At 66.3% G+C, this 22,561-nt stretch carries 14 protein-coding genes; 5 read left to right on the forward strand and 9 right to left on the reverse strand.

Annotated elements, in window-relative coordinates; all coding sequences use genetic code 11:
* The first annotated feature begins 3 nt into the window (after positions 1 to 3).
* The 3 genes from CPBF1521_RS03925 to CPBF1521_RS03935 all read left to right on the forward strand — a co-directional run bounded on the left by CPBF1521_RS03925 (position 4) and on the right by CPBF1521_RS03935 (position 5,352).
* Positions 4 to 1,032 carry an SIS domain-containing protein gene (locus CPBF1521_RS03925; protein ID WP_115676066.1) on the forward strand — a complete coding sequence of 343 codons (1,029 nt, stop codon included), beginning with the start codon at positions 4 to 6 and terminating at the stop codon, positions 1,030 to 1,032.
* A 2-nt stretch (positions 1,033 to 1,034) separates the two neighbouring features.
* Positions 1,035 to 2,189: an N-acetylglucosamine-6-phosphate deacetylase gene (nagA, locus tag CPBF1521_RS03930; RefSeq protein WP_115676068.1), complete on the forward strand. Its 1,155-nt coding sequence runs from the start codon at positions 1,035 to 1,037 to the stop codon at positions 2,187 to 2,189.
* Positions 2,190 to 2,820: 631 nt separating this feature from the next.
* The gene (locus CPBF1521_RS03935; protein WP_104649715.1) at positions 2,821 to 5,352 is read left to right on the forward strand and encodes a TonB-dependent receptor; all 2,532 of its coding nucleotides are present in this window, start codon (positions 2,821 to 2,823) and stop codon (positions 5,350 to 5,352) included.
* 182 nt (positions 5,353 to 5,534) lie between these two features.
* Here the strand turns inward: CPBF1521_RS03935 and CPBF1521_RS03940 are convergent, their stop codons facing one another.
* Together CPBF1521_RS03940 and CPBF1521_RS03945 are read right to left on the reverse strand one after the other, a co-directional pair.
* Complete coding sequence (locus tag CPBF1521_RS03940) at positions 5,535 to 6,767, reverse strand: multifunctional CCA addition/repair protein (protein ID WP_115676070.1); 1,233 nt, start codon at positions 6,765 to 6,767, stop codon at positions 5,535 to 5,537.
* Between the two features lie 459 nt (positions 6,768 to 7,226).
* Entirely contained in the window at positions 7,227 to 9,200 is a 1,974-nt protein-coding gene (locus CPBF1521_RS03945) for a transglycosylase SLT domain-containing protein (RefSeq protein ID WP_181901097.1), read from the reverse strand.
* A gap of 271 nt (positions 9,201 to 9,471) precedes the next feature.
* On the opposite strand from CPBF1521_RS03945, the gene CPBF1521_RS03950 reads away from it, so the two are divergent.
* Complete coding sequence (locus CPBF1521_RS03950) at positions 9,472 to 12,351, forward strand: TonB-dependent receptor plug domain-containing protein (protein WP_115676073.1); 2,880 nt, start codon at positions 9,472 to 9,474, stop codon at positions 12,349 to 12,351.
* 712 nt (positions 12,352 to 13,063) lie between these two features.
* On the opposite strand, the gene betA is transcribed toward CPBF1521_RS03950, so the two are convergent.
* From betA to CPBF1521_RS03990, 7 genes are all read right to left on the reverse strand, one after another.
* Complete coding sequence (gene betA / locus CPBF1521_RS03960; RefSeq protein ID WP_115676074.1) at positions 13,064 to 14,734, reverse strand: choline dehydrogenase; 1,671 nt, start codon at positions 14,732 to 14,734, stop codon at positions 13,064 to 13,066.
* 157 nt (positions 14,735 to 14,891) lie between these two features.
* Positions 14,892 to 16,364: a betaine-aldehyde dehydrogenase gene (gene betB, locus CPBF1521_RS03965; RefSeq protein ID WP_115676075.1), complete on the reverse strand. Its 1,473-nt coding sequence runs from the start codon at positions 16,362 to 16,364 to the stop codon at positions 14,892 to 14,894.
* A gap of 40 nt (positions 16,365 to 16,404) precedes the next feature.
* The gene (gene betT / locus CPBF1521_RS03970) at positions 16,405 to 18,384 is read right to left on the reverse strand and encodes a choline BCCT transporter BetT (protein ID WP_115676076.1); all 1,980 of its coding nucleotides are present in this window, start codon (positions 18,382 to 18,384) and stop codon (positions 16,405 to 16,407) included.
* A gap of 136 nt (positions 18,385 to 18,520) precedes the next feature.
* Positions 18,521 to 19,258 carry an endonuclease/exonuclease/phosphatase family protein gene (locus tag CPBF1521_RS03975; protein WP_104533297.1) on the reverse strand — a complete coding sequence of 246 codons (738 nt, stop codon included), beginning with the start codon at positions 19,256 to 19,258 and terminating at the stop codon, positions 18,521 to 18,523.
* Positions 19,259 to 19,307: 49 nt separating this feature from the next.
* A complete protein-coding gene (locus CPBF1521_RS03980) occupies positions 19,308 to 20,123 on the reverse strand; it encodes a thiol:disulfide interchange protein DsbA/DsbL (protein ID WP_115676077.1) in 816 nt (271 codons plus the stop codon).
* 91 nt (positions 20,124 to 20,214) lie between these two features.
* Positions 20,215 to 20,865 (reverse strand): thiol:disulfide interchange protein DsbA/DsbL, encoded by a 651-nt coding sequence (locus tag CPBF1521_RS03985; protein ID WP_104586010.1) that lies wholly within the window; start codon positions 20,863 to 20,865, stop codon positions 20,215 to 20,217.
* A 96-nt stretch (positions 20,866 to 20,961) separates the two neighbouring features.
* A complete protein-coding gene (locus tag CPBF1521_RS03990) occupies positions 20,962 to 21,762 on the reverse strand; it encodes a c-type cytochrome (RefSeq protein WP_164739813.1) in 801 nt (266 codons plus the stop codon).
* Between the two features lie 144 nt (positions 21,763 to 21,906).
* Here CPBF1521_RS03990 and yihA point away from each other — a divergent pair, with 144 nt between their 5' ends.
* On the forward strand, positions 21,907 to 22,530 hold the full coding sequence (gene yihA / locus CPBF1521_RS03995) for a ribosome biogenesis GTP-binding protein YihA/YsxC (protein ID WP_024939454.1): 624 nt from the start codon (positions 21,907 to 21,909) through the stop codon (positions 22,528 to 22,530).
* Positions 22,531 to 22,561 lie beyond the last annotated feature (31 nt).

Here is a 22,561-nt window from a genome sequence, read left to right on the forward strand (position 1 = left end):
CTGATGAGCCTTCCCACCGAAACCGAGACCTTGATGTTCCGCGAGGCGGCGCAGACTGCCGACGTGGTCGCCGCACAGTTCGCCCGTAATGCCGACACCGTTGCTGCACTCGCGCAGTCGCTGCGCGATACGCCGCCGCCGTTCGTGGTGACCTGCGCGCGCGGCAGTTCCGATCACGCCGCAACCTACGCCAAGTATCTGTTCGAAACCCAGCTCGGCATCGTGACGGCCTCTGCATCGCCGTCGGTGGGCTCGGTCTATGCAGCGCCGCTGCAATTGCGCGGCGCGCTGTACATCGTGATTTCGCAGTCGGGCAAGAGCCCGGACCTGTTGCGCAATGCCGAGGCCGCCAAGGCGGCCGGCGCGCGCGTGGTCGCCCTGGTCAATGTGGAGGATTCGCCGCTGGCGCAACTGGCCGAGGTGGTGATTCCGCTCGGCGCCGGCCCGGAAAAAAGCGTCGCCGCCACCAAGAGTTATCTCGCCTCGCTGGCCGCCGTGCTGCACCTGGGCGCGGTGTGGAAGAACGACCCGGCCCTGCTCGCGGCGGTGGATACATTGCCGCAGCAGTTGCGCAGCGCCTGGCAGGCCGACTGGTCCGCTCTCACCGCCGGCCTGGTGCCCGCGCACAACCTGTTCGTGCTCGGGCGTGGCCTGGGCCTGGGCGCGGCGCAGGAAGCGGCGCTGAAGTTCAAGGAAACCTGCGGCCTGCATGCCGAAGCGTACAGTTCGGCCGAGGTCAAGCATGGCCCGATGGCGCTGGTGGGGCCGGGCTTCCCGGTGCTGGTGTTCGCCCAGCCCGACGAGACCGGCGCCGGCACACGTGCGCTTGCTGCCGAATTCCGCGCCCGTGGCGCGCAGGTGTGGCTGGCCGCGCCCGATGGCGATCTGCCGCTCGTCGATGCCGTGCATCCGGCCAGCGCACCGCTGCTGACCGTGCAGAGCTTCTACCGCGCGATCAACGCGCTGGCCCTGCAGCGCGGCCATAATCCCGATCTGCCGCCGCATTTGAACAAGGTCACGGAAACCGTTTGAACATGGATGCTTCCCCGATTCAGGCGTTGTGCAACGCACGCGTGCTCACCGACGACGGCCTGCAGGATGGACTGGCCGTATTGCTGGCCGGCACGCAGATCCTGGCGATCGTGGCGGCCGACGATGCGCGTGTTGCGCAGGCGCACACGCGCGTGGATCTGGGTGGCGGCACCTTGCTGCCCGGGTTTATCGACATCCAGGTCAATGGCGGTGGCGGCGTGTTGTTCAACAACGCGCGCGACCCGCAGGCGCTTGCCACCATTGCCGCAGCACATCGCCGCTACGGCACCACCGGCATGCTGCCGACGCTGATCAGCGACACCGCCGAGGTCATGGCCGAGGCGATCGACGCCACGCGCCAGGCCATCGCGCAAGGCGTGCCCGGCGTGCTCGGCATCCATCTGGAAGGCCCGTACCTGAGCCCGGCGCGCAAGGGCACCCACGATGCACACAAGTTCCGCCTGCCCAACGCGCACGAGATTGCCGTCGATACCTCGCTGGACAACGGCGTCACCCTGATCACGCTCGCGCCCGAGCGCGTGCCGCTGGACGACATCCGCGCCTTCATCGCCGGTGGCGCGATCGTGTTCGCCGGCCACACGGCAGCGACGTACGAGCAGGCGCACGCTGGCATTGCCGCCGGCGTCAGCGGGTTCACCCATCTGTACAACGCGATGTCGCAACTGACCGGGCGCGAGCCCAGCGCGGTGGGCGCCGCACTGGAAGACCCCGCTGTGTGGTGCGGCATCATCGTCGATGGCGTGCACGTGCACCCGGCCAGCCTGCGCCTGGCGCTGGCCGCCAAACCGCGCGGCAAGCTGTTGCTGGTCACCGACGCCATGCCGATGGTCGGTGCCGACAGCCCCAGCTTCGACCTGTACGGCGAAACCATCACCGCGGTGGACGGCGTGGTGCGCAATGCCGACGGCGCCCTGGCCGGCTCGGCGCTGGACATGGCCACCGCGGTGCGCAACAGCGTGCAGTGGCTGGGCGTGGACCTGGCCGAAGCCGCACGCATGGCATCGACCTATCCTGCGCAATGCATCGGCCTGGGTGACCGGCTGGGGCGCATCGCACCGGGCTACCAGGCCGACCTGGTGCTGGTGGATGCCGATGTGCAGGTGCTCGGCACCTGGGTGGCCGGGCAGGGCACGTAAGAAGCATCGTTGTTGCCGTATCGTTTCTTGCCACGCGGTACAGACGGTACCTGCGTGCACGCAAGACACCCTGCACCGCAGCATCCGCGTGCACGGCCTGACGGTAGCGGCGCCCGGCGCCCGGCGCGCGGCGGTCTGCATCTGCACGGAACACATCGCGATGGCGATCACGGTGTCATCCCGTTATCCGCGCCGCCAACGTTGCATTAGGCACAAATGCAGGCATTTGTGTCGTTGAGTTGACAGCGCCGCGTGGGGAAGGCACCTTCGCTGATAACGTTGTCAGCGATCAGGAGCGTGCTCCGACTTCATGAAAGACGTTGCCGGCCGGTCATGCATCGGCCTGGCGCCTTGCCCCGCACGCCGCCACCGGCCTGCGGGAAGACGCTGCTCGCCGTCCGGTGTACAGGGGGACGGATCGCGGGTGTGGCGCGCGCTCTGCGCGTTCTCAAGCAACCGGACGGTTGCGACCCGACGCATCAGCCAAGAGGTCCACGCAATGCTGCAAGCCCGTGTGTGTGAGTTATCCCGTGATTCCGCCAACGCTGGCGAGCGTGCGCCATGTCGCTCGCGACTGAGCGTTGCCGTTCGTCGCCTGCTGCTGGGTGGCGCTGCCCTTGCCGGTGCCAGCATGCTTCCCGCGTTTGCGCAGGAGGCGGAACCCGCCCAGCAACAGCCGCCCGCGCAGACCAACCCATCGGTGTCCACGCTGGACGAGGTCAAGGTGGTCGGCTATCAGGCCAGCCTCGGCAAGGCACTCAACGTCAAGCGCAATGCCGATGCGATCGTCGATGCGATCAGCGCCGAAGACATCGGCAAATTCCCCGATACCAACGTCGCCGAGTCACTGTCGCGCCTGTCCGGCATCACCGTGGACCGGCAGTTCGGCGAAGGCGAGAAGGTCAGCATCCTCGGCACCGATCCGGCGCTCAACCGTGTGCTGCTCAACGGCCAGACCATTGCCTCCACCAGCTGGGGCGGCGACCCCAACGACCCGGACAGCCGCTCGTTCAACTACAGCACGCTGGCGCCGGAAGTGGTCGGCCTGATGGAGGTCTACAAGACACCGGAGGCGCGCATCGACGAAGGTTCGATCGGCGGCACCGTGATCGTGCACACGCGCAAGCCGCTGGAGCTCGAACGCAATACGCTGACCGGTACGGTGAGCTACGGTTACAACGACCGGTCTGACGAAGGCAAGCCGAACGCGTCAGCGCTGTACAGCTGGAAGAACCAGGATGAAACGTTCGGTGTCCTCACCTCGGTGATGCATTCGCAGCGCGTGCTGCGTCGCGATGGCGTGGAGATCTTCGGCTACGACGATGTCGCCGGCGCTGCGTTTCCGCCGGCCGTGGTCGGCAATAACACCGGCGTGTTCCCAACCTCGATCAACACCGCCTTGTTTCAGCAGACGCGCAAACGCGATGGTGTCAGCGCTGCATTGCAGTGGAAGCCGGATGCCGATTTCGAGCTCAACCTGACCGGCCTGTACGTCAAGGAAAGTTTCGACAACTACAACCAGAGCCGCTACGGGTACTGGGGCTCCAACCCTGGCGATGCGCAGGCGCTGGGCTTCGAGAACGGCGTGGCGACCTCGGGCACCTTCGGCGATCAGTCCACCACATTCCTGGATGGCTACCTGCGCAACAGCGATGTCAGCACCGGCAGCATCCATCTGCGCGCGGACTGGCATGGCGACGGCTGGAATGCATCCAGCCAGGTGGGGTATACCAGTTCGCAAGGCGGCGCCGAGCGCATCTACGGCATCCAGTTCCGCAACCTGGCCGGTTACAGCTACGACATCGACGGGCGCCGCACCGCGATGGACTACAGCACCGACCCCACCAACGCGGCGGCGATGCAACTCAACAATGCCTCGGCCAGCCACAGCCCGCAGTACGACAAGGAGCGCTACCTGCAGCTGGATTTCGACCATGCGGTGGAGTGGGGGCCGTTCACGCAGATCCTGACCGGCATCAAGCTCACCAATCACGCCACCGGGCAGTCGTCCTACAGCCGTACCTGGACACCGAACGACGGCAGCACGCTCGCAGATTTCTCGCCAGGCACCACGCCGTCCGGCTATCTGGACGGCCTGTCCACCAGCGCCGACATGCAACGCTGGTCCACCATCGGCCGCGGTGCGATCGGTCGCTACATCGGTGGCCTGGAAGGCGATGCCGGCCTGCCGATCAGCTACGCCGGCAACTACAGCATCGAGGAGCAGAACCGCGCCTGGTTCCTGCAGGGCAATTTTTCCGGCGAGCGCTATCGCGGCAACATCGGCGTGCGGTACGTGCACACGCGTGATTCCACCGATGGTTTCAGCTACGCGCCCGGTGGCGGCTACACACCGGTCAACTTCCTCAACAGCTACGGCAAGTGGCTGCCGTCCTTCAACATCGCCTACGACCTGCGCGATGACCTGATGCTGCGCCTGGCTGCCTCCAAGGTGATCGCGCGGCCGCGCTACACCAACATGACCCCGTACGTGGCCACCGACGACACCACGCTTACCGCGTCCACGGGCAATCCCGGCCTGAGTCCGTATGAGTCCACCAACCTGGGCGCATCGCTGGAGTGGTATTTCTCCGACAGCAGCCTGCTCAGCGGCGAGTTCTTCTCGCGCGATATCTCCAACTACATCCTCACCACGGTGGAAGACCGGGTGTTCTTCAACAACGCCACCGGCGGCTCAAGCACCTACCAGACCTCCGTGCCGACCAACGCCGGCGATGCCAAGGTGCAGGGCGTGGCGCTCAACCTGCAGCACAACTTCGGCAACGGGTTCGGCGTGGTGGCCAACTACACCTATTCCGATTCGAAAACCGATGGCGATTACAGCCTGCCGTACAACTCGCGCAACGCCTACAACATCAGCCCGTACTACGAGCAGGGCAAATGGAGCGCACGGGTGAACCTGGGCTGGCGCTCGGAATATTTCACCCAGATCGGTCGCCTCAACGGGCAGCAGATGACCGATGCGTTCACCCAGGTCGATGCGTCGTTCGGCTACCAGGCCACCGAGCGGCTGCGCGTGGCGCTGGAAGCCACCAATCTGCTGGACGAAACCTACTTCAGCTACATCGGCAACAAGAACCAGCCGTACTACATCTACAAGAACGGCCGCTCCTTCATGCTGAGTCTGAACTTCAAGCTGTGACGCATGGCCAGACGGCTGCTGTTCTGCAGCCGCCTGGTTGAATGGCGAACACCCTACGTGTGCCCCGCATCCCTGACGTCGACCGGGTTGGGTGGTCGCCAGCCCGGAGCGGTGCAGCCACGTCCTGCCTGGCGCTCTCGCATTTTTGTTGCGTTGCTACGACGGTATGCGCGACGCCCTGGCTATGCGCTGGTCTTGCGCGCCGCTGCAATCGCCGCAATCCGTGCCTTCGCCAACGCCTCGCCGATTTGCGGGCCTTGCAGGCCTTCTGCGGCCAGGTCGCGCGCATTGATGGCCAGCGCAGCAGCATGCAGGCGTTTGAGTTGGTCGCGCTGTGGATACGCGGCCTCTTCGCTGCCCAGCCGGCCACGCTTGTCGGCTTCGCACACCAGCGCGAGTTGCGCGATACGCTCGGGGCGGCGGAAGGCATCGCAGCGTACCAGCAGCTCGTGCACGGTGCGGTCTCGCAGCTCGGCCAGGCGGTGCACGTTCAGATGCTCGCGGCAGGCGGTGATGGCGAGCTGGCGATAATCCTGCGGCACCTTGAGGCGCTCGCACACTGTCTGCAGCGGGGCGACACCGCGCTGTTCGTGCATGATGTGGCGCGGCCACTCCTCCGGCGGCGTGAGCGCCTTGCCCAGGTCGTGGGTCAGTGCTGCAAAGCCCACCAGCGCATCGCCGGGCGCCAGTCGCGCTGCCATGTCGCTGACCATTTCCTGGTGAATGCCGGTATCCACCTCCGGATGAAACTCGGCACGTTGTGGCACGCCATACAGCGCATCGATCTCGGGCAGGATGACGCGCAGCGCATCGGTGTCGTGCAGCGTGCGCAGGAAGGCCGACGGCTGCGCACTCTCCAGCACGCGGCGTAATTCCTGCCACACGCGTTCGGGTACCAGGCTGTCCAGCTCGCCGCTGGCGGCCATCTCGCGCATCAAGGCGGCAGTTTCGGGCGCAAGAGTGAAACCGAGCGGCGCCAGCCGCGCCATGAAGCGGGCAGCGCGCAACACACGCACGGGATCTTCGACAAAGGCCGGCCCCACGTGCCGCAGCACGCGCGCTTGCAGATCGCGCGCGCCGCCATATGGGTCGAACAACTCGCCGGTGTCTTCGTCGCGTGCAATCGCGTTGATGGTGAAGTCGCGGCGCAGCAGGTCTTCTTCCAGCGTCACCGACGGATCGGCATCCACCACAAAGCCGCGATAGCCGCGCCCGGACTTGCGCTCGGTACGCGCCAACGCATATTCCTCGCCGCTACGCGGATGCAGGAACACCGGGAAATCTTTCCCCACCGGTTTGAAACCCAGGCGTTCCATCTGCGCCTGATCGGCACCGACCACGACCCAGTCGCGGTCGCCAGCGGGCTGGCCAAGCAGGGCATCGCGGACTGCGCCGCCAACGAGATAGATCTTCATCGCGACATGATGCCCGATGCGGTGCGCGGGTCGAAACACCATGCATCAATTGCTGTGGGATTTCCGCGCAGCGTTTTTGGAATGCCAGGTGACGCCAACATGCAAATCTCGGCAGCTGGTCCCGATTGGTCAATGCGGGTCATTCAGTCGTAGCGCTGAGAGCGGCGGATCTGCGGCTTGGCTGCAGGGCCCTCGCCCGCTCACCATCGCGGGACACGCCGCAAGTACGTCCTTGTAGGCTCTTACGCGGCATCCATGCCGCTCAAGGTCCCGCGGCGGTGGGCGGACAGGGACCAGTCGAGATGGTCGGTGTGCATGGGGCAAGCGCTGCCTGGGACGCGTTGTTCGGTAACGGCGCGCCCACCCAGCCCCCGTACCCGTGGCCGAGCAACAACCACCCGCAACCGCGCAAGCGCGACCACTTCATCCGGCGGTGGTGCTTGGCGGCTGACTTGAAGCTCAGTCCTGCGCCGCGTTGGTGGTCGCCTGGCCTGGCGTGCACACCGGCTTCAGGCGCTTGTCCACCAGTTTGCCCATCAGGCGATCACTCAGCGGCAGCATGTCGCCGTTGAGTTGCCAGTCGTAGATCACGCTGAAAGCCAGCACGCGTGCGACGTACTCGCGGGTTTCCTTGTAGCTGATGGTCTCGATCCAGAAATCCGGCTCGAAGTTGGGGCGTTGCGATTGCCAGCGGCCGGTCGGCCCGGGGCCGGCGTTGTAGGCGGCGATGGTGAGGTAGGGCCGGCCGTAGGTATTGAGCAACTGGCGCAGATAGGCGGTGCCGATGGCGATGTTGGTGTCCGGCTCGTACAGGCTGGTGGCGCCCGCGTAGCCGGGCAGGGCGATGCCCTTTGCCACCGCCGCGCCGGTGCCCGGCAAGACCTGCATCAGGCCCATCGCGTTGGCAGGCGAACGCGCGCGTGGATTGAAGATGCTCTCGGCACGGATCTCTGCTGCCACCCAGGCCGGGTCGATCGCATTCTTGGCCGCTTCGCGGCGAATGCTGTCGTCGTGATGCAGCGGAAAGCGCAACGCATACAGGCGTTGTTCGTCCGGCTGCTTGCCGAGCGCGAACACTGCGCGATCGAACCAGCCGTTTTCGCTGGCTACCTGCACCGCCAGCCGGCGCTGGGTGTCGTCGAAGCGGCTCGCGGCATCGTTCCACTCGGCCACCGCCCAACCCGGCCGGTCGATCTGGAACAGGGCGATGGCGCGGATCAACGCCGGATCGCGTGCAACGGCGGCCTTTGTTTGCGGATTGTCCTTGGGCTCCCACGGACACAGCCGATAGGGCTGCTGCAGGCGGTCGGCGGCCAGGAAGCCGTGGAAGGTCGGCGATTGCGCGGCTGCGCGATACAGCGGCTGTGCGGCTGCGGCCGCGCCGGTCTTCTCGGCCAGGCGCGCTTCGAAGTACTGCCAGCGCGAATCGCTGCGCTGGGTCGCCGGCATCTTGCGGATCGCGGCCAGGGCCGCCGGCCAGTCGCCACGCGACATCGCTTCGCGCGCGCGCCATTCGTGCAGGCGCTCGTCGTATGAGGCATCGGGGACTGCATTGAGGCGCCGTGCCGAATCCGGCAGGTAGGACGCCACCGTCCACAGCGCGATCTGGTACAGCACCTGGCCGCGCTGCGCCTCGCTGAAGCCGAGTGCGCTAGCCAGCTGTGGCAGCTGCTGCTCGGCCGCGTCCGGATCGCTCTTGGCCAGTTTGGCCAGGCCGTCGACGGCGATGCGACGGCTGCGCTCGGTCTTTGGCCAACCGAGTGCACGCGGGTGCACCTTGTCCAGAAACGCGGCGTAATCGTTAGCCAATGCCAGATCGGCCGCCGGCAAGCCGCGCGCAGCCGTGCGCATCACCGCAGGCTGCTGTGCATCGGCCGCCGCCTCCACGCGCTCCCAGCGCAGCGCCGGGGTGAGTTCGCCCCGCGCTTCCAGCCCGGCAACCACCGGATCGCAGGCATCGGGCAGGCCCTTGCCGGTGCGCCACAGGGTCAACGCGTCGCGGCTCCACTGTGCATCCAGCTTGCCGGTCGCCTGGCGCGCGGTCAGCTGCGCGCAGCGCAGGCCAAGGTTGTCGGTGGGCTTCCAGTTGGCCAGCAACGTGTTCCAGTCCTTGCGGCGTGCCACCGCCGGCAACCAGGTGCCGCGGAAGCTCTCGGCCACCGGCTGGCCTGCATAACGCTGCAGGAATCCCTGCGCCTGTGCCGTGGAGACGTTGTCGATGTTGCGCTTGAGCGTGGCAAATTCCAGCCAGCCATAGAGCGGGTGGCGGTTCAACGCGGCCAGCTGACCGGCATCGGACTGGCCGCCCTCTGCAGCAGCGATCGCATCGCGCATGGCGGTCAGTTGCGGGTCCAGGCTCTGGGCATGCAGCGCAGTACTGCCAAGGCACAGCAAACCGACGAAAACAGTGGCAAGACGGGGGGTATAGGTCATTGCGCGATGATACCGAAGCACGCCGGCGCGCCTGAGTGAATGCGCAGCAGACCGGTGCCGACCGTCGCTGACGGCAGCGATGGGCGTGCAGTGCGGTACAGGTGCGTAACGCTCGTGCGCACTCGTGGCCTGCCGCCGCGAAGCGGCGCAGACTACTTTTCATTGCGGCATAGCCGGCTTGCGGGCCGTTAAGGTTTCGTTTAAAAGTGGGGGCGGACCGCAGGGCACGGGGGCGTGCGGACACTCAAGAATCCTTCTGGAGAGAGAAAGGATGAAGCGTCTGATTGGCCCCCGTCGGTCATGCCTGGCCGTGCCGTTGTCCTTGTGTCTGGTTCCCTCACTCGCCTGGGCGCAACAGCCCGAGGCCGCCCCGAGCACGCGCACGCTCGACAGCGTGCAGGTCACCGGCACCCGCATCCGGACCGCAGAGTTGCAGGGCCAGGTGCCGATCCAGACGCTCAACCGCGCCGACATCGAACGCACCGGCCTGACCTCCATCGGCGAGGTACTGCAGGAACTCACCGCCTCGGGGTCGGCGCTCAACGCCAAGTTCAACTCGTCGGGCAACTTCGGCTTTCCGCCCGATGGCGGTGGTGTGGGCGCCGGCTCGGCGCAGGTGGATCTGCGCCATCTCGGTTCCAAGCGCGTGCTGGTCCTGGTCGATGGCATCCGCTGGGTCAACGAATCCTCGGCCTCGGGCGTGGGCTCGTCGACCGATCTCAACACCATTCCGTTGGCGATCGTGGAGCGCATCGAGGTGCTCGAGGACGGCGCCTCGTCGCTATACGGCTCGGACGCGATTGCCGGCGTGGTCAACATCATCACCCGGCGCAGCTTCGACGGTGCGCAGGTCACGCTCAACTACGGGCAATACGGCAAGGGCGACGGCGCCAACCAGGGCATGGACCTGGCCTGGGGTACCAGCGGCGAGGACTTCAGCCTGTTTCTGGGGGCCAGCTACGTCAAGCAGGATCCGATCTACGCGCGCGATCGTGCGCAGGCCCGCTTCCCGATTCCGGGCACCGGGCTGACCTTCGCCAGTTCGGCAACGCCGGATGGCCGCTTCCAGTTCGTCGACCCCAACACCGGCGTGCGCCAGAACCTCACGCCCAACGCCGGCGTTGGCACGCCGCAATACGATGGCAGTGCCGGCTGTACGCGCAGCGACGATTACCACTGTTTCGGCACCGCTGACCGCTACAACTTCGCCGAACAGAATCTGTTGCTGACGCCGTCCGAGCGCAAGGGCGTGTTCGCGCAATTTCGCTATTACTTCAACGACGACGTGCAGTGGTACGTCAAGGCGCTGGGCAACCGCCGCGAGTCGACCAACCAGGCCGCGCCCGAGCCGATCTTTCTGGGCCCCGATGCCGGCACCGGCAATCCGCTGGCCGACAACATCGTGATTTCCGCGCTCAATCCCTTCAATCCATTCGGCTTCGCGTTGAACTCGGCCACCAACCTGATCCAGATCGGCCGCCGCCCGGTGGAAGGCGGTGCGCGCCGGTTCGAGCAGCAGGTCGACACGCAGTATTTCGGCACTGGCCTGGTGGGCACCTTCGAAGGCGCGGCGCGGACCTGGTTCTGGGACGTCAACGGCATGTACAGCAAGAACAAGGCCGAACAGACCAACTACGGCAGCTACAACCTCTACAACATCAATCTGGGCCTGGGCGATCCGGCCGCATGTGCGGCGGTGGCCGGCTGCGTGCCGCTGGATATCTTCGGCGGCGCCGGCAGCATCACGCCGGAGATGTTGCGCTGGATCCAGCCGGTGGTGCGCGACCGCAGCCAGAACGAGTTGAGCCTGTTCACCGCCAACCTCAGCAGCGAGTTGTTCCAGCTGCCCGGCGGCGCGGTGTCGTTCGCCACCGGCTACGAGTACCGCAAGTACGAAGGGTCCTACCAACCCGATCCGCTCACCGTGGCGGGGCGCTACAACGGTGTGCCGTCATTGCCGACCTCGGGCAGCTACGACGTCAACGAGGCCTATCTCGAACTCAATATCCCGATCTTCGCCAACTCGTCGCTGGGCGACAAACTCGACTTGAACATCGCTGGCCGCTATTCGGATTACTCCACCTTCGGCGGTGAGTTCACACCAAAATACGGCTTGCGTTGGCAGGTCACCGATGAGTTGGTGTTGCGCACCAGTTACGCGGAGGGCTTCCGTGCGCCGACCATCGGCGAGTTGTTCGGTTCGGCGGCGCGTGCCGACCTGCAGTTGTCCGATCCATGCTCGATCGGGTTGGGCGGCACCGCGCCGCGCGGCAGCGCCGCCAACTGCGCATCGCTCGGCGTACCGGCCGGCTATCAACAGGCCAACCAGCAGATCTCGGTCACCACCGGCGGCAACGAGCAGCTGGATCCGGAGCGCTCGCGCAGCTTCAGCGCCGGCTTCGTGTTCAGCCCGGGCTTCGCCAGCAATGCCAGTTGGTCCGATCGCCTCGATCTGGAGATGACGTTCTATCGGCACCATGTCGATGGCGCGATCCAGGCGATCAACGCGCAAACGCAGCTGGACCTGTGTGTGGACACCCTGGACGCGCTGTATTGCAACGGCATCGGGCGCGCGTCCACCGGCGGCATCAATGCGTTCAACAATCGCTTGACCAATCTGGGCTCGATCAAGACTGACGGTTGGGATGTGGATTTGTTCTGGACATTGCCGGAAACGGCGTTTGGCCGTTTCAAGGTGTCCTGGCAGAACACCTTCGTGGGCCGCTACGAGGCGCTCGGTGCGGCGGGGCAACGGCAGCCGCAGGGGCCAGGCATCGAAGTGGTGGACAGCGCGATCCCGGAATGGACCAGCAACGCGGTGCTGGACTGGTCGCTGGGCCGCTGGACTGCATCATGGACCGCGCGCCACATTTCCAAGCTCACCGAGCAATGCGGCGATGCGGTGGAATTTGCGGTGTGTTCCGATCCTGCAGTGGGCATCAATCGCCTGGATGCGATCACCTATCACGATGCACAGCTGGGTTATCGCGTCGATTGGCTCAAAGGCCTGCAACTCACGGCCGGCTTGAACAACGTCTTCGACAAGGATCCGCCGCTGTGCCTGTCGTGCTCTCTCAATGGTTATGACGCGTCCACTTACGACATCCCTGGTGGGCGCTTCTGGTATGCGCGGGTCGACTTGAAGTTTTAGTCTGTCTGGGCAGTCGTAAAGCGGAGAGCGGCTGATCTGCGGATTTGCTGCAGGGCCCTTGCCCGCCCACCATCGCAGGACACGCCGCAAGTACGTCCATGTAGGCTCTTACGCGGCATCCATGCCGCGTAAGGTCCCGCGACGGTGGGCGGGCAAGGACCAGTCGAGATAGTCGGTGTGCAGGGTAAGAGCGGTGATGATGCGCCTCGTTCGATCATCAAGCATCGGCTCCACGTGATGCACGCCGCAACACAGACAGCTTTTCAAACAAGCTCCGACCAACTGTCTGGTGAGGGCGCCGCGCCCTCGACGCTGCGAGTTTGCTGTGAGGCCCTTGCCCGCCCACCATCGCAGGACACGCCGCAAGTACGTCCTTGTAGGCTCTTACGCGGCATCCATGCCGCGTAAGGTCCCGCGACGGTGGGCGGGCAAGGACCAGTCGAGTTGGGCGGTGTGCATGGTTGCAAGCAATGCATGACGTGCGCTGTTCGGTAATGGGGCATCCGATCAGCTTCGCAACGCAACGAGATCAGAAGACGGGCTTTTAGCAAACAACCTGCAAACTTTCTGGCGCGGTGTCCTCACCGATTGCAGGACCGTGTGGCGGCATGGATGCCGCCACCGAGCCTATAAGAACGTACTTCCGGCGTGTCCCGCGAGCGGTGAGGGCGCCGCGCACTCGACCCGGGGCGGTGCGCCGCGTTTTCCAGCGTCACCCGCGCACGGGCGCATCGCCGGCCACGTAGTAGTCGGCCGTGCTGCGCGGCAGCGGCGTGCGGCCACGCATGCGGTCGGCGATCTTCTCGGCGATCATGATGGTGGTGGCGTTGAGGTTGCCGGTGATGATGCGCGGCATGATCGAGGCATCGATCACCCGCAGGCCCTCCATGCCGTGTACGCGGCCCTGGCCGTCGACCACCGCCATGTCATCGGTGCCCATCGCGCAGGAGCAGGACGGGTGATACGCGGTCTCTGCGCGTGCGCGCACGAACGCGTCCAGCTCGGCATCGGTCTTGCAGTCCGCGCTCGGGCTGATTTCACGGCCACGATAGGCATCCAGTGCGGGCTGGGCGATGATCTCGCGGGTGATGCGGATCGCATCGCGAAATTCCTGCCAGTCCTGATCGGTGGACTGGTAGTTGAACAGGATCGACGGATGCTGGCGCGGGTCGCGCGACTTGGCATGCACGCGCCCGCGGCTGGGGGTGCGCATCGAGCCCACATGCGCCTGGAAGCCGTGTTCCTTCACCGCATTGCTGCCGTTGTAATTGATCGCGACGGGGAGGAAGTGGTACTGGATGTTGGGCCAGTCGAATTCTTCGCGCGTGCGGATGAAGCCGCCGGCCTCGAACTGGTTGCTGGCCCCGGTGCCGGTGCCGGTGAACAACCACTGCGCGCCGATGGCTGGTTGATTCCACCATTGCAGCGCCGGATACAACGACACAGGCTTGGTGCAGGCGTACTGGATGTAGACCTCCAGGTGGTCCTGCAGGTTCTGGCCAACGCCGGGCAGGTCGTGCACCAGTTGCACGTCGAGTGCGCGCAGCAGATCGGGCGCGCCGACACCGGAGCGTTGCAGCAGCTGCGGCGAGGCAATCGCGCCAGCACACACCAGCACTTCGCGGCGTGCATGCGCGTCGATGCCCTCGCTGCTGTTGCCGACCAGGTAATGCACGCCGATTGCGCGCTTGCCGGCAAACAGGATGCGATCGGTGGTGGCGTGGGTGACGATGTGCAGGCCATCGCGCGGGCGTGCCATGTCCAGATAGCCACGCGCGGTGCTTGCGCGGCGCCCCTGCGGCGTCACCGTGCGGTCCATCGGCCCGAAGCCTTCCTGCTGATAGCCATTGAGATCGTCGGTGCGCGGGTAACCGGCCTGCACGCCGGCGTCGACCATGGCATGGAACAGCACGTTGTTGTCGTTCTTCGGCGTGGCCACGCTGACCGGGCCTTCGCCGCCGTGATAATCGTTGGCGCCGATGTCGCGTGTCTCGGCCTTGCGGAAGTACGGCAACACGTCGCGGTAGCTCCAGTCTTCCAGGCCCGGCCGCTTGGCCCAATGGTCGAAATCCAGTGCATTGCCGCGGATGTAGCACATGCCGTTGATCAACGACGAGCCGCCCAATCCCTTGCCGCGCCCGCATTCCATGCGTCGGTTGTCCATATGCGGCTCCGGCTCGGTCTCGTAGGCCCAGTTGTAGCGACGGCCCTGTAACGGGAACGCCAGCGCCGCCGGCATCTGGGTGCGGAAGTCCAGCCGGTAATCCGGCCCGCCGGCTTCCAGCAGCAACACGCTGACGCCCGGATCTTCGGTCAGGCGCGCGGCCAGCACGTTACCTGCCGAGCCGGCGCCGATGATGATGTAGTCGTATTCGCGTTGCATGGGGTTCTCCTTGTTGCGGTGCCGGTGTGAAGCGGCTTTCAAGACGATTGCGCGGTGGGCGGCTGTTCTTGTTCGAAATGGCAGCGCGGTCTACAGGCTTCAGCTCGCGCAGCTCGCCGGTGTCGCCGACGACGGCCTGCCAGGTGGCGTCGGCCGGTCAAAACACCGACGCGTAGCGTTCCAGTTCGACCTGGATGGATTTGGTGCGGGTATAGGCCTGTAGCGTGGCCAGGCCGTTCTCGCGACCCACGCCGGATTGCTTGTAGCCGCCCACCGGCATCGCTGCCGGCGACTCGCCCCAGGTGTTGATCCAGCAGATGCCCGCCTGCAGGCGATGGATCAGGCGATGCGCGCGCGCCAGGTCGGGCGTCACCACACCTGCGGCCAGGCCGTAGGTGGTGGCATTGGCGCGCGCGATCGCTTCGTCTTCGTCGTCGTAGGTGAGCAGGCTCAGCACCGGTCCGAAGATCTCTTCGCGCACGATGGTCATCACGTCGGTGCAGTCGCTGAAGATGGTCGGTGCGACATAGCAACCTTGTGCCAGCGCGCCATCGCGCAGACGTTCGCCACCGCACAGCAGGCGCGCCCCCTCGGCCTTGCCCTGTTCGATGTAGTCCAGCACGCGCTGCATGTGCGCGGCGCTGACCAGCGGGCCGAAGGTGGTGCGCGCGTCCAGCGGGTCGCCGATATGGACGCGTTGCACGCGTGCCAGCAGCCGCGCCTCGAAGGCGTTGCGCAGCGCGCGCGGCACGAACACGCGCGTGCCGTTGGTGCACACCTGCCCGGAGCTGTAGAAGTTGGCCATCATCGCGATGTCGGCGGCCAGATCCAGGTCGGCGTCGGCGCAGACGATCAAGGGCGACTTGCCGCCCAGTTCCATGGTCACGTCTTTCAGCGACGAACTCGAGGCACTGGCCATCACCTTGCGCCCGGTCGCGGTGCCGCCGGTGAAGCTGATCTTTTCGATCTGCGGATGCTCGGTGAGCGCGGTGCCCACGCTGGCGCCATCGCCGGGCAGCACGTTGAACACCCCATCGGGCAGGCCGGCCTCGGTGAACAGTTCGGCCAGCTTGAGCGCGGTGAGCGGGGTCACCTCGCTGGGTTTGAAGATCATCGCATTGCCGGCCGCCAGCGCGGGCGCGGCTTTCCACAGTGCGATCTGGATCGGGTAATTCCATGCGCCGATCGCGCCGACCACGCCCAGCGGCTCGTGCCGCGTGTAGAAGAAGCTGCCTTCGCGCAACGGCACCTGTGCGCCTTGCAGCGCCTGCGCCACGCCGGCGTAGTACTCCAGCACGTCCGCGCCGGTGACGATGTCCACGCTGCGGGTCTCGCTCAGTGGCTTGCCGGTGTTGAGCGTTTCCAGTTCGGCCAGCGCGTCGTTGCGCTCGCGCAGCAGCGCCACTGCACGCAGCAGGATGCGCGAGCGCTCCACCGTGGTCAGTGCCGCCCATTGCTGCTGGCCGGCCTTGGCGCTGTCGACTGCAGCATCCAGGTCGTCGGCGCCGGCATTGTGCACATTGGCCAGCACCTCGCCGGTGGCGGGATTGACCACCTCGAAGGTGTGGCCACCGCGGGCGGGAACATAGCGGCCGCCGATATACAGCAACTGGTCGGGGAAACGTGGCATGGCAAACCTCCTGTGGGGCGCACGCGGCAGCGGCGGCACCTCAGCGCGTGAGATGCAGGAACTGCAGGTGACGCTCGTATTGATCGATGATGTCGTTGATGATCTGTTCGCGGCTGTAACCGACCAGGTCGTAATCCTGGCTGCCTTCGTACAGATACACTTCGGCGCGGTAATAGCGTTGGTTGCGCAGGCGCTGCGCGGCAAATGACGGTGTCAGGTAGCCGCGCATCACCACCTGGTAGCGGAAGCCCTGCTGCTCGCCGTGGTCGACGCTGATCTCCATGTCGTCGTCGTCCAGCCGGCTGCTGACCTGCCAGCCTTCTTCCTGCAGCTGCGCGGTGACCGCTTCGATCGCCGGGCGCACCTGGTCGTGCATGAAACGATAGACCTCATCGCGCGCCGGGAAGTGCATCGCCTGGCCTAGGCGCTGACGCCAGCCGCGGTGGTGCCGCGATTGCCCGATCAGCGGGCTGGGGCTGTAGAGCTGCGCACGCTTGCGCTGCGATTCCTGGCTGAGCGCGCGCGACAGGCCCCAGGCCATCAGCAGCAGCACCGCGGAGAACGGCAGCGAGGCCAGCACCACGGCCGATTTCAGCGCGTCCATGCTGCCGGCCAGCAACAGGCCGCCGGTCACCACCGCGGTGAGCACGCCCCAGAACACGCGCAGCCAGCGCGGGCCATCGTCGTGCGGTTCGCCGCCGTGGGAGGACAGCGTGGACAACACCACCGTGCCCGAATCGGCAGAGGTCACGAAGAACACGAAGCTGATCGCCACCGTCACCGTGATCACCGTGCGGCTCCACGGGTAGCCCTGCAGCAGCGCGTACAACACCGTCTCAGGTGCAGCGATGGCCTGTTGCGCCAGCGCACCCTGGCCGTGATGCAGCACCTGGTCCAGCGCGCTGTTGCCGAAGATCGACAGCCACGCGAGGGTGAAGCCGAGCGGGATCAGCAGCACGCCGAGCACGAACTCGCGAATGGTGCGGCCGCGCGAAATGCGCGCGATGAACAGGCCCACGAACGGTGCCCAGCCGATCCACCACGCCCAGTAGAACACCGTCCAGTTGCCGAGCCAGTCGCTGCGGCCGCCGTAGGCGTACACATCGAAACTCTTGTTGACCACACTGCCAAGGTAGTCGCCCAGATTCTGCATCAGCGCGTTGAGCAGGTACTGCGTGGGGCCGGCGAACAGCATGAACAGCAGCAGCGCGATCGCCAGCAGCATGTTGATGTCCGACATCCAGCGCACGCCTTTTTCCACGCCGGACACCGCCACCACGATCGCCGCACCCATCATCGCCACGATCAGCGCCACCTGCACCCAATGGGCGTGCGGCACCTCCATCAAGGTGCTCAGGCCGGCGTTGAGATGCAGCACGCCAAAGCCCATGTCCGCGCCCAGGCCGAACACGGTGGCCACGATGCCCAGTGCATCCACGGTGTAGCCGATCGGCCCGTTGATGCGCTTGCCGATCAGCGGATACAGCGCCGAACGCAAGGCCAGTGGCAAATTGTGGCGGAACGCGAAATACGCCAGCGCCATCGCTGCCAGCGCAAACACGCCCCAGCCATGCAGGCCCCAGTGCAGGAACAGCAACTGCATCGCCTGCCGCGCCGAGGCTTCACCGCTACCGGTGCCGCCTTGCGGCGGTTGCAGGTAATGGGTGAGCGGTTCGGAGACGCAGAAGAAGAACAGCGTGATGCTGATGCCCGCAGCGAACAGCATGCCGGCCCAGGAGAGATAGCTGAATTCCGGCTCGTCGTGATCGGCGCCGAGCTTGATGTTGCCGTAGCTGGACAAGGCCACGCCGAGCACGAACACCAGATACACCGTCATCGCCAGCAGGTAGTACCAGCCGACATTGCGCGAGGCCCAGGTCTGCGCGTCCAGCAGCACACGGCCTGCATCCAGCGGAAACAACGACACCAGCAACGCAAACGTGCAGACCACGGTTGCCGCCAGCACGAACACCGGGCGCAGGGTGCGCACCGGCAAAGGCTGCGGCGCTACCGCACTCATGCCGACACACTCATAAGATGCGTATCACGTGCTGTGCTCCCAACGAAAAACCGCCTGCGTTATCGCACAGGCGGCGTCGAGGGGGTGTCATCGGTCGAGTCCGCCAGTGCGAACCCGTAGCCACTTTGCGTGGCTGTCAGCGCAGCAGGTGCAGCGGCACGCGGATATCCATGCCGACCGCAAGATGGTCGGAGAACGCTGCGGGAATCGCTTCGATATGTTCGATCGTCAGGCTGTCGCTGACCAGGATATGGTCGATCGCCCGGTCCGGACGCCAGCTCGGAAACGTATGCACCTCGCAGCTGGGCGGTTGCAAGCGCGTATGCCGATACAGCGCCTGCATTTCCGGCCGGTCGGCCATGCAGTTGAAATCGCCCATCAACATCGCGTTGGGATGCTCGGACAACAACTCGGCGATGAAGGCCAGCTGCGCCATGCGCGAATTGGCGCCCAGCGACAGGTGCGCCACTGCCACCGCCAGGCCTTCGCGGCCCTGCCCGAACTTGGCCAGCAGGATGCCGCGCCCGCCGATCCGGCCGGGCAGGGCATGGTCCTGCACTTCCAGCGGTTCCAGCTTGCTCAGCAAGCCGTTGGCGCTGGAGGCGACCCCGCCCATGCGGCGGTTGGGCTGGTGGCTCCAGTAGTGGAAGCCGGCGCGCTCGGCCAGATAGTGGGTCTGGTTGGTGAAGCCCGAGCGCAGGCTGCCCGGGTCGGCCTCTTGCAGGCCGACGATGTCGCGCTCGCCGGCCAGCTTGGCAATGCTGTCCAGGCTGGTGCGCTTGCTGCCCAGCGGCAACGCATGCGACCAGCTGCGCGTGACGTAATCGCTGTAACGGCGGGTGCTGGAGCCGGCCTGGATATTGGCCGTCAGCACCCGCAGGGTGCGCGAATCCGAAGCGTTCACAGGGCGGCGATCGACAGGATCACTTGGCCAGCGTGGCGCGTTCGCGCGCAATCAGGTGATCGGCGATGCGCAGCATGTCCGGGAAGCTCTGGCCCTTGACCAGGTACTTGCCGTTGACGATCAGCGACGGGGTGCCGGTGAGCTTGCTGCGGGTGGCGAACTGCTTGGCACGGTTGGTCTTGGCCGACACGCCGAAGCTGCTCATGGTGTCGATGAAGGTCTTGGGGTCCACGCCGTACTTGGCGTAGAACGCGGCGATGTCCTGCACCGAATCCTTGCCGCGCTCGCCCTTGAGGGTCTGCTCGGTGTGGATGGCCTTGTACAGCGCTTCGTGGGTCTTCTCCTGCACGCCCAGGGTTTCGGCGGCGTAGAACGCACGGCCGTAGTCGTCCCACGGGCCGCCGAACATCGCCGGCACGTAGACGAAATGCACGTCCGACGGCAGGCCGGCCTTCCACGGCCCGATCAGCGGCTGGAACGCGTTGCAGGCGGGGCAGACATAGCCGAAGACTTCGGCCACTTCGATCTTGCCGGCAGCCTGCTGGTAGGGCTGGCCGCCTTCGATATCCAGATAGTCGGTGCCGGCGACCGGCTCGGGGCCGTTCGGTGCGCGCGGTGCGGCGCTGGGCGCGGCGGCCGGCGCGGTGCTGGCGCTCTCGCCTACGGCAGGCGGCGCGGCGGGGTCGGCGGCCGGCGTGGCAGCGGCCGGAGCAGGTGCCGTCTCGGCGGCCGGCGTGGTGGCGGCAGGTGCGGTATCGGACGAGCCGTCCTGGGCCTTGCAGGCGACCAGGATCGGCAGCAGCGCCATCAGCGTCAGGGCGAAGCGGGTCTTCATCGGATTGGATCTCCAGCGTGGGGCGAGGAAAGGGCCGAACGGCCGCGGGGCGCATGATGCCACGGGCGGCCGTTGGTGGCGGTTACGCGGTTCAGCGCTTGGCAGGCGCGGCGTGTTCGCGGGCGATCAGGTAATCGGCCACGCGCAGCATGTCCGGGTAATTGCGCGCGCCGATCAGGTAGCGCCCGTTGATGATGATGGCCGGGGTGCCCGGGAGCTTGCTGCGCTTGGCGAATTCGCGCGCCGCATCGAGCCTGGCATCCACCGCCTGGCTCTTGTAGGTCTCGATGAAGCGCTGCTGCGGCACGCCGTAGCCGGCGTAGAACGCGGCCAGTTCCTCCGGGGCGACGTTCTGGGTCGGCACGGTCTGCTTTTCGTGGATGGCCTCGAACATGGCGCGATGGCTGCGCTTGGCCACGCCCAGGATGTCGGCGGCGAAGTAGGCGCGTGCGAACGCATCCCAGAACCCGCCGAACGCCGCCGGCACCGGGGTGAAGCGCACATAGGACGGCTGCTTGGCCACCCAGGCTTCCAGGGTGGGCTCGAAGTGCGCGCAGTGCGGGCAGGTGTAGCCGAACACTTCGGTCACTTCGACCTTGCCGGCCAGTGGCGCGTACGGCTGGCCGCCGTCGATCACGATGTAGTCGTCGCCTTCCACCGGTGGGGCGTTCTTGTCGGCGGCGCAGGCCGCCAGCGGCAGCAGCACCAACAGCAGCAGGGACAGACGGGAAAGCAGATTCATGCGGGCTCCGTGGGGATGGGGAGGGGAGAGCGGGAAACGACGACGCCGGTCGCGGGACCGGCGTCGTGACACGGTGTGGCGGTTGCGGCAGTCAGTTCATGAGCGTGCGGGCGTTGCTGCGGGCGGTTGCTGCGCGGCGGCCGCATCGTCGGCGCGGTCGTGCAGACCCTGCAGATAGCTGGCCAGCGCCTGGATCTCCTGCTCGGTGAGCGGGTGCGCCACCTGCGCCATGATATTGAACAGCGCCGGGTTGCGCTCCTGGGTGGTGCCGGCCTGGTATTCCTTCAGGCGCCGCGCCACGTACTCGGCATGCTGGCCGCCCAGGCGCGGATACGCCGGGCCCGGATTGCCGCTGCCGGCCGGGCCATGGCAGGCCATGCAGGCCGGCACGCCGCGCGCGATGTCGCCGCCGCGGTAGAGCTTCTCGCCGACCTCGTAGAACTTCAGCCCCTGGTACGGCCCCTCGTTGACCACCGCGTCGTCGGCCACGCCGGCTGCGGATTTCTGCGTGGCGAAATAGGCGCCCAGGTCGCGCATGTCCTGCGCGGTGAGGTCCTTGACGAACGGCACCATCACCGCCGACATGCCGGTATTGCGCTCGCCGCTGGCGATCAGGGCGACCTGGTGCGCCACGTAGCGCTCGGTCTGGCCGGCGATGCGCGGGTACATGGCCACCGCCGGATTGCCGTCCGGGCCGTGGCAGGCCGCGCAGGCGGCGGCCTTGGCCTGGCCGGCCTTGGCATCGCCCCAGGTGGTCTTGGACAGGTCCACCTCCAGCGGGGCAATGCGCACCGGCGGCGGATCGGGGATCGGCGTGACTGCCGATTGCGCAAACGCCACGGCGGCAATGACCGGCACGGCGACGGCGGCGAGGACTAGCACACGAGCATGGCGCATCAGCTAAAGCTCCGTATGGACCCGGCCCGCGCGCGTTGGGTGCTGGCTGTGGCAGGCGTGCTTTGATTATCGACACGCCTTTGCGCCAGGGTCAACGAACAGTGCAGCAAAACCGTCAGGCCCCGAACGTGCGATCCTAGGGAGATGTCGCTCCTTATCGAACAAGCCCGCTACCACCTGTCCGCCCATAACGCCCGGCAATTGCCGGACGATGGCGGCTACGAGGTCGCCTTCGCCGGCCGCTCCAACGCCGGGAAATCCAGCGCGCTCAATGCGCTGACCCGCCAGAACGCCCTGGCCCGCGTGTCCAAGACCCCTGGCCGCACCCAGCAGCTGGTGTTCTTCCAGATCCAGCCCGAGCGCTATCTGGTGGATCTGCCCGGTTACGGCTACGCCAAGGTGCCGCAGGACCTGCAGGCACATTGGCAGGCCTTCATCGACCGCTATTTCCGCACCCGCGAGGCCTTGCGCGGGCTGGTGGTGGTGATGGACATCCGCCATCCGCTCAAGGATTACGACCTGCAGATGCTCGGCTATGCCGCCGAACGCGGCCTGCCCGCGCACGGCTTGCTGACCAAGGCCGACAAGCTCGGCCGTGGCCAGCAGATGCAGACCCTGCAGAAGGTCAAGAAGGAAGTGACCTCGCGCTTCGGCGACAGCGTGACCGTGCAGACCTACTCCGGCGAGTCGCGCCAGGGCGTGGACGAGTTGCGCGGCATCGTCGGCGGCTGGCTGGGCCTGGACGTAGCGGCGCCTGCCGCAGAGTGAGCCGGGCCGGGCTGGCGGATGACGCCTGGCC

It is taken from the genome of Xanthomonas euroxanthea (assembly GCF_900476395.1).
Taxonomy (GTDB): Bacteria; Pseudomonadota; Gammaproteobacteria; order Xanthomonadales; family Xanthomonadaceae; genus Xanthomonas; species Xanthomonas euroxanthea.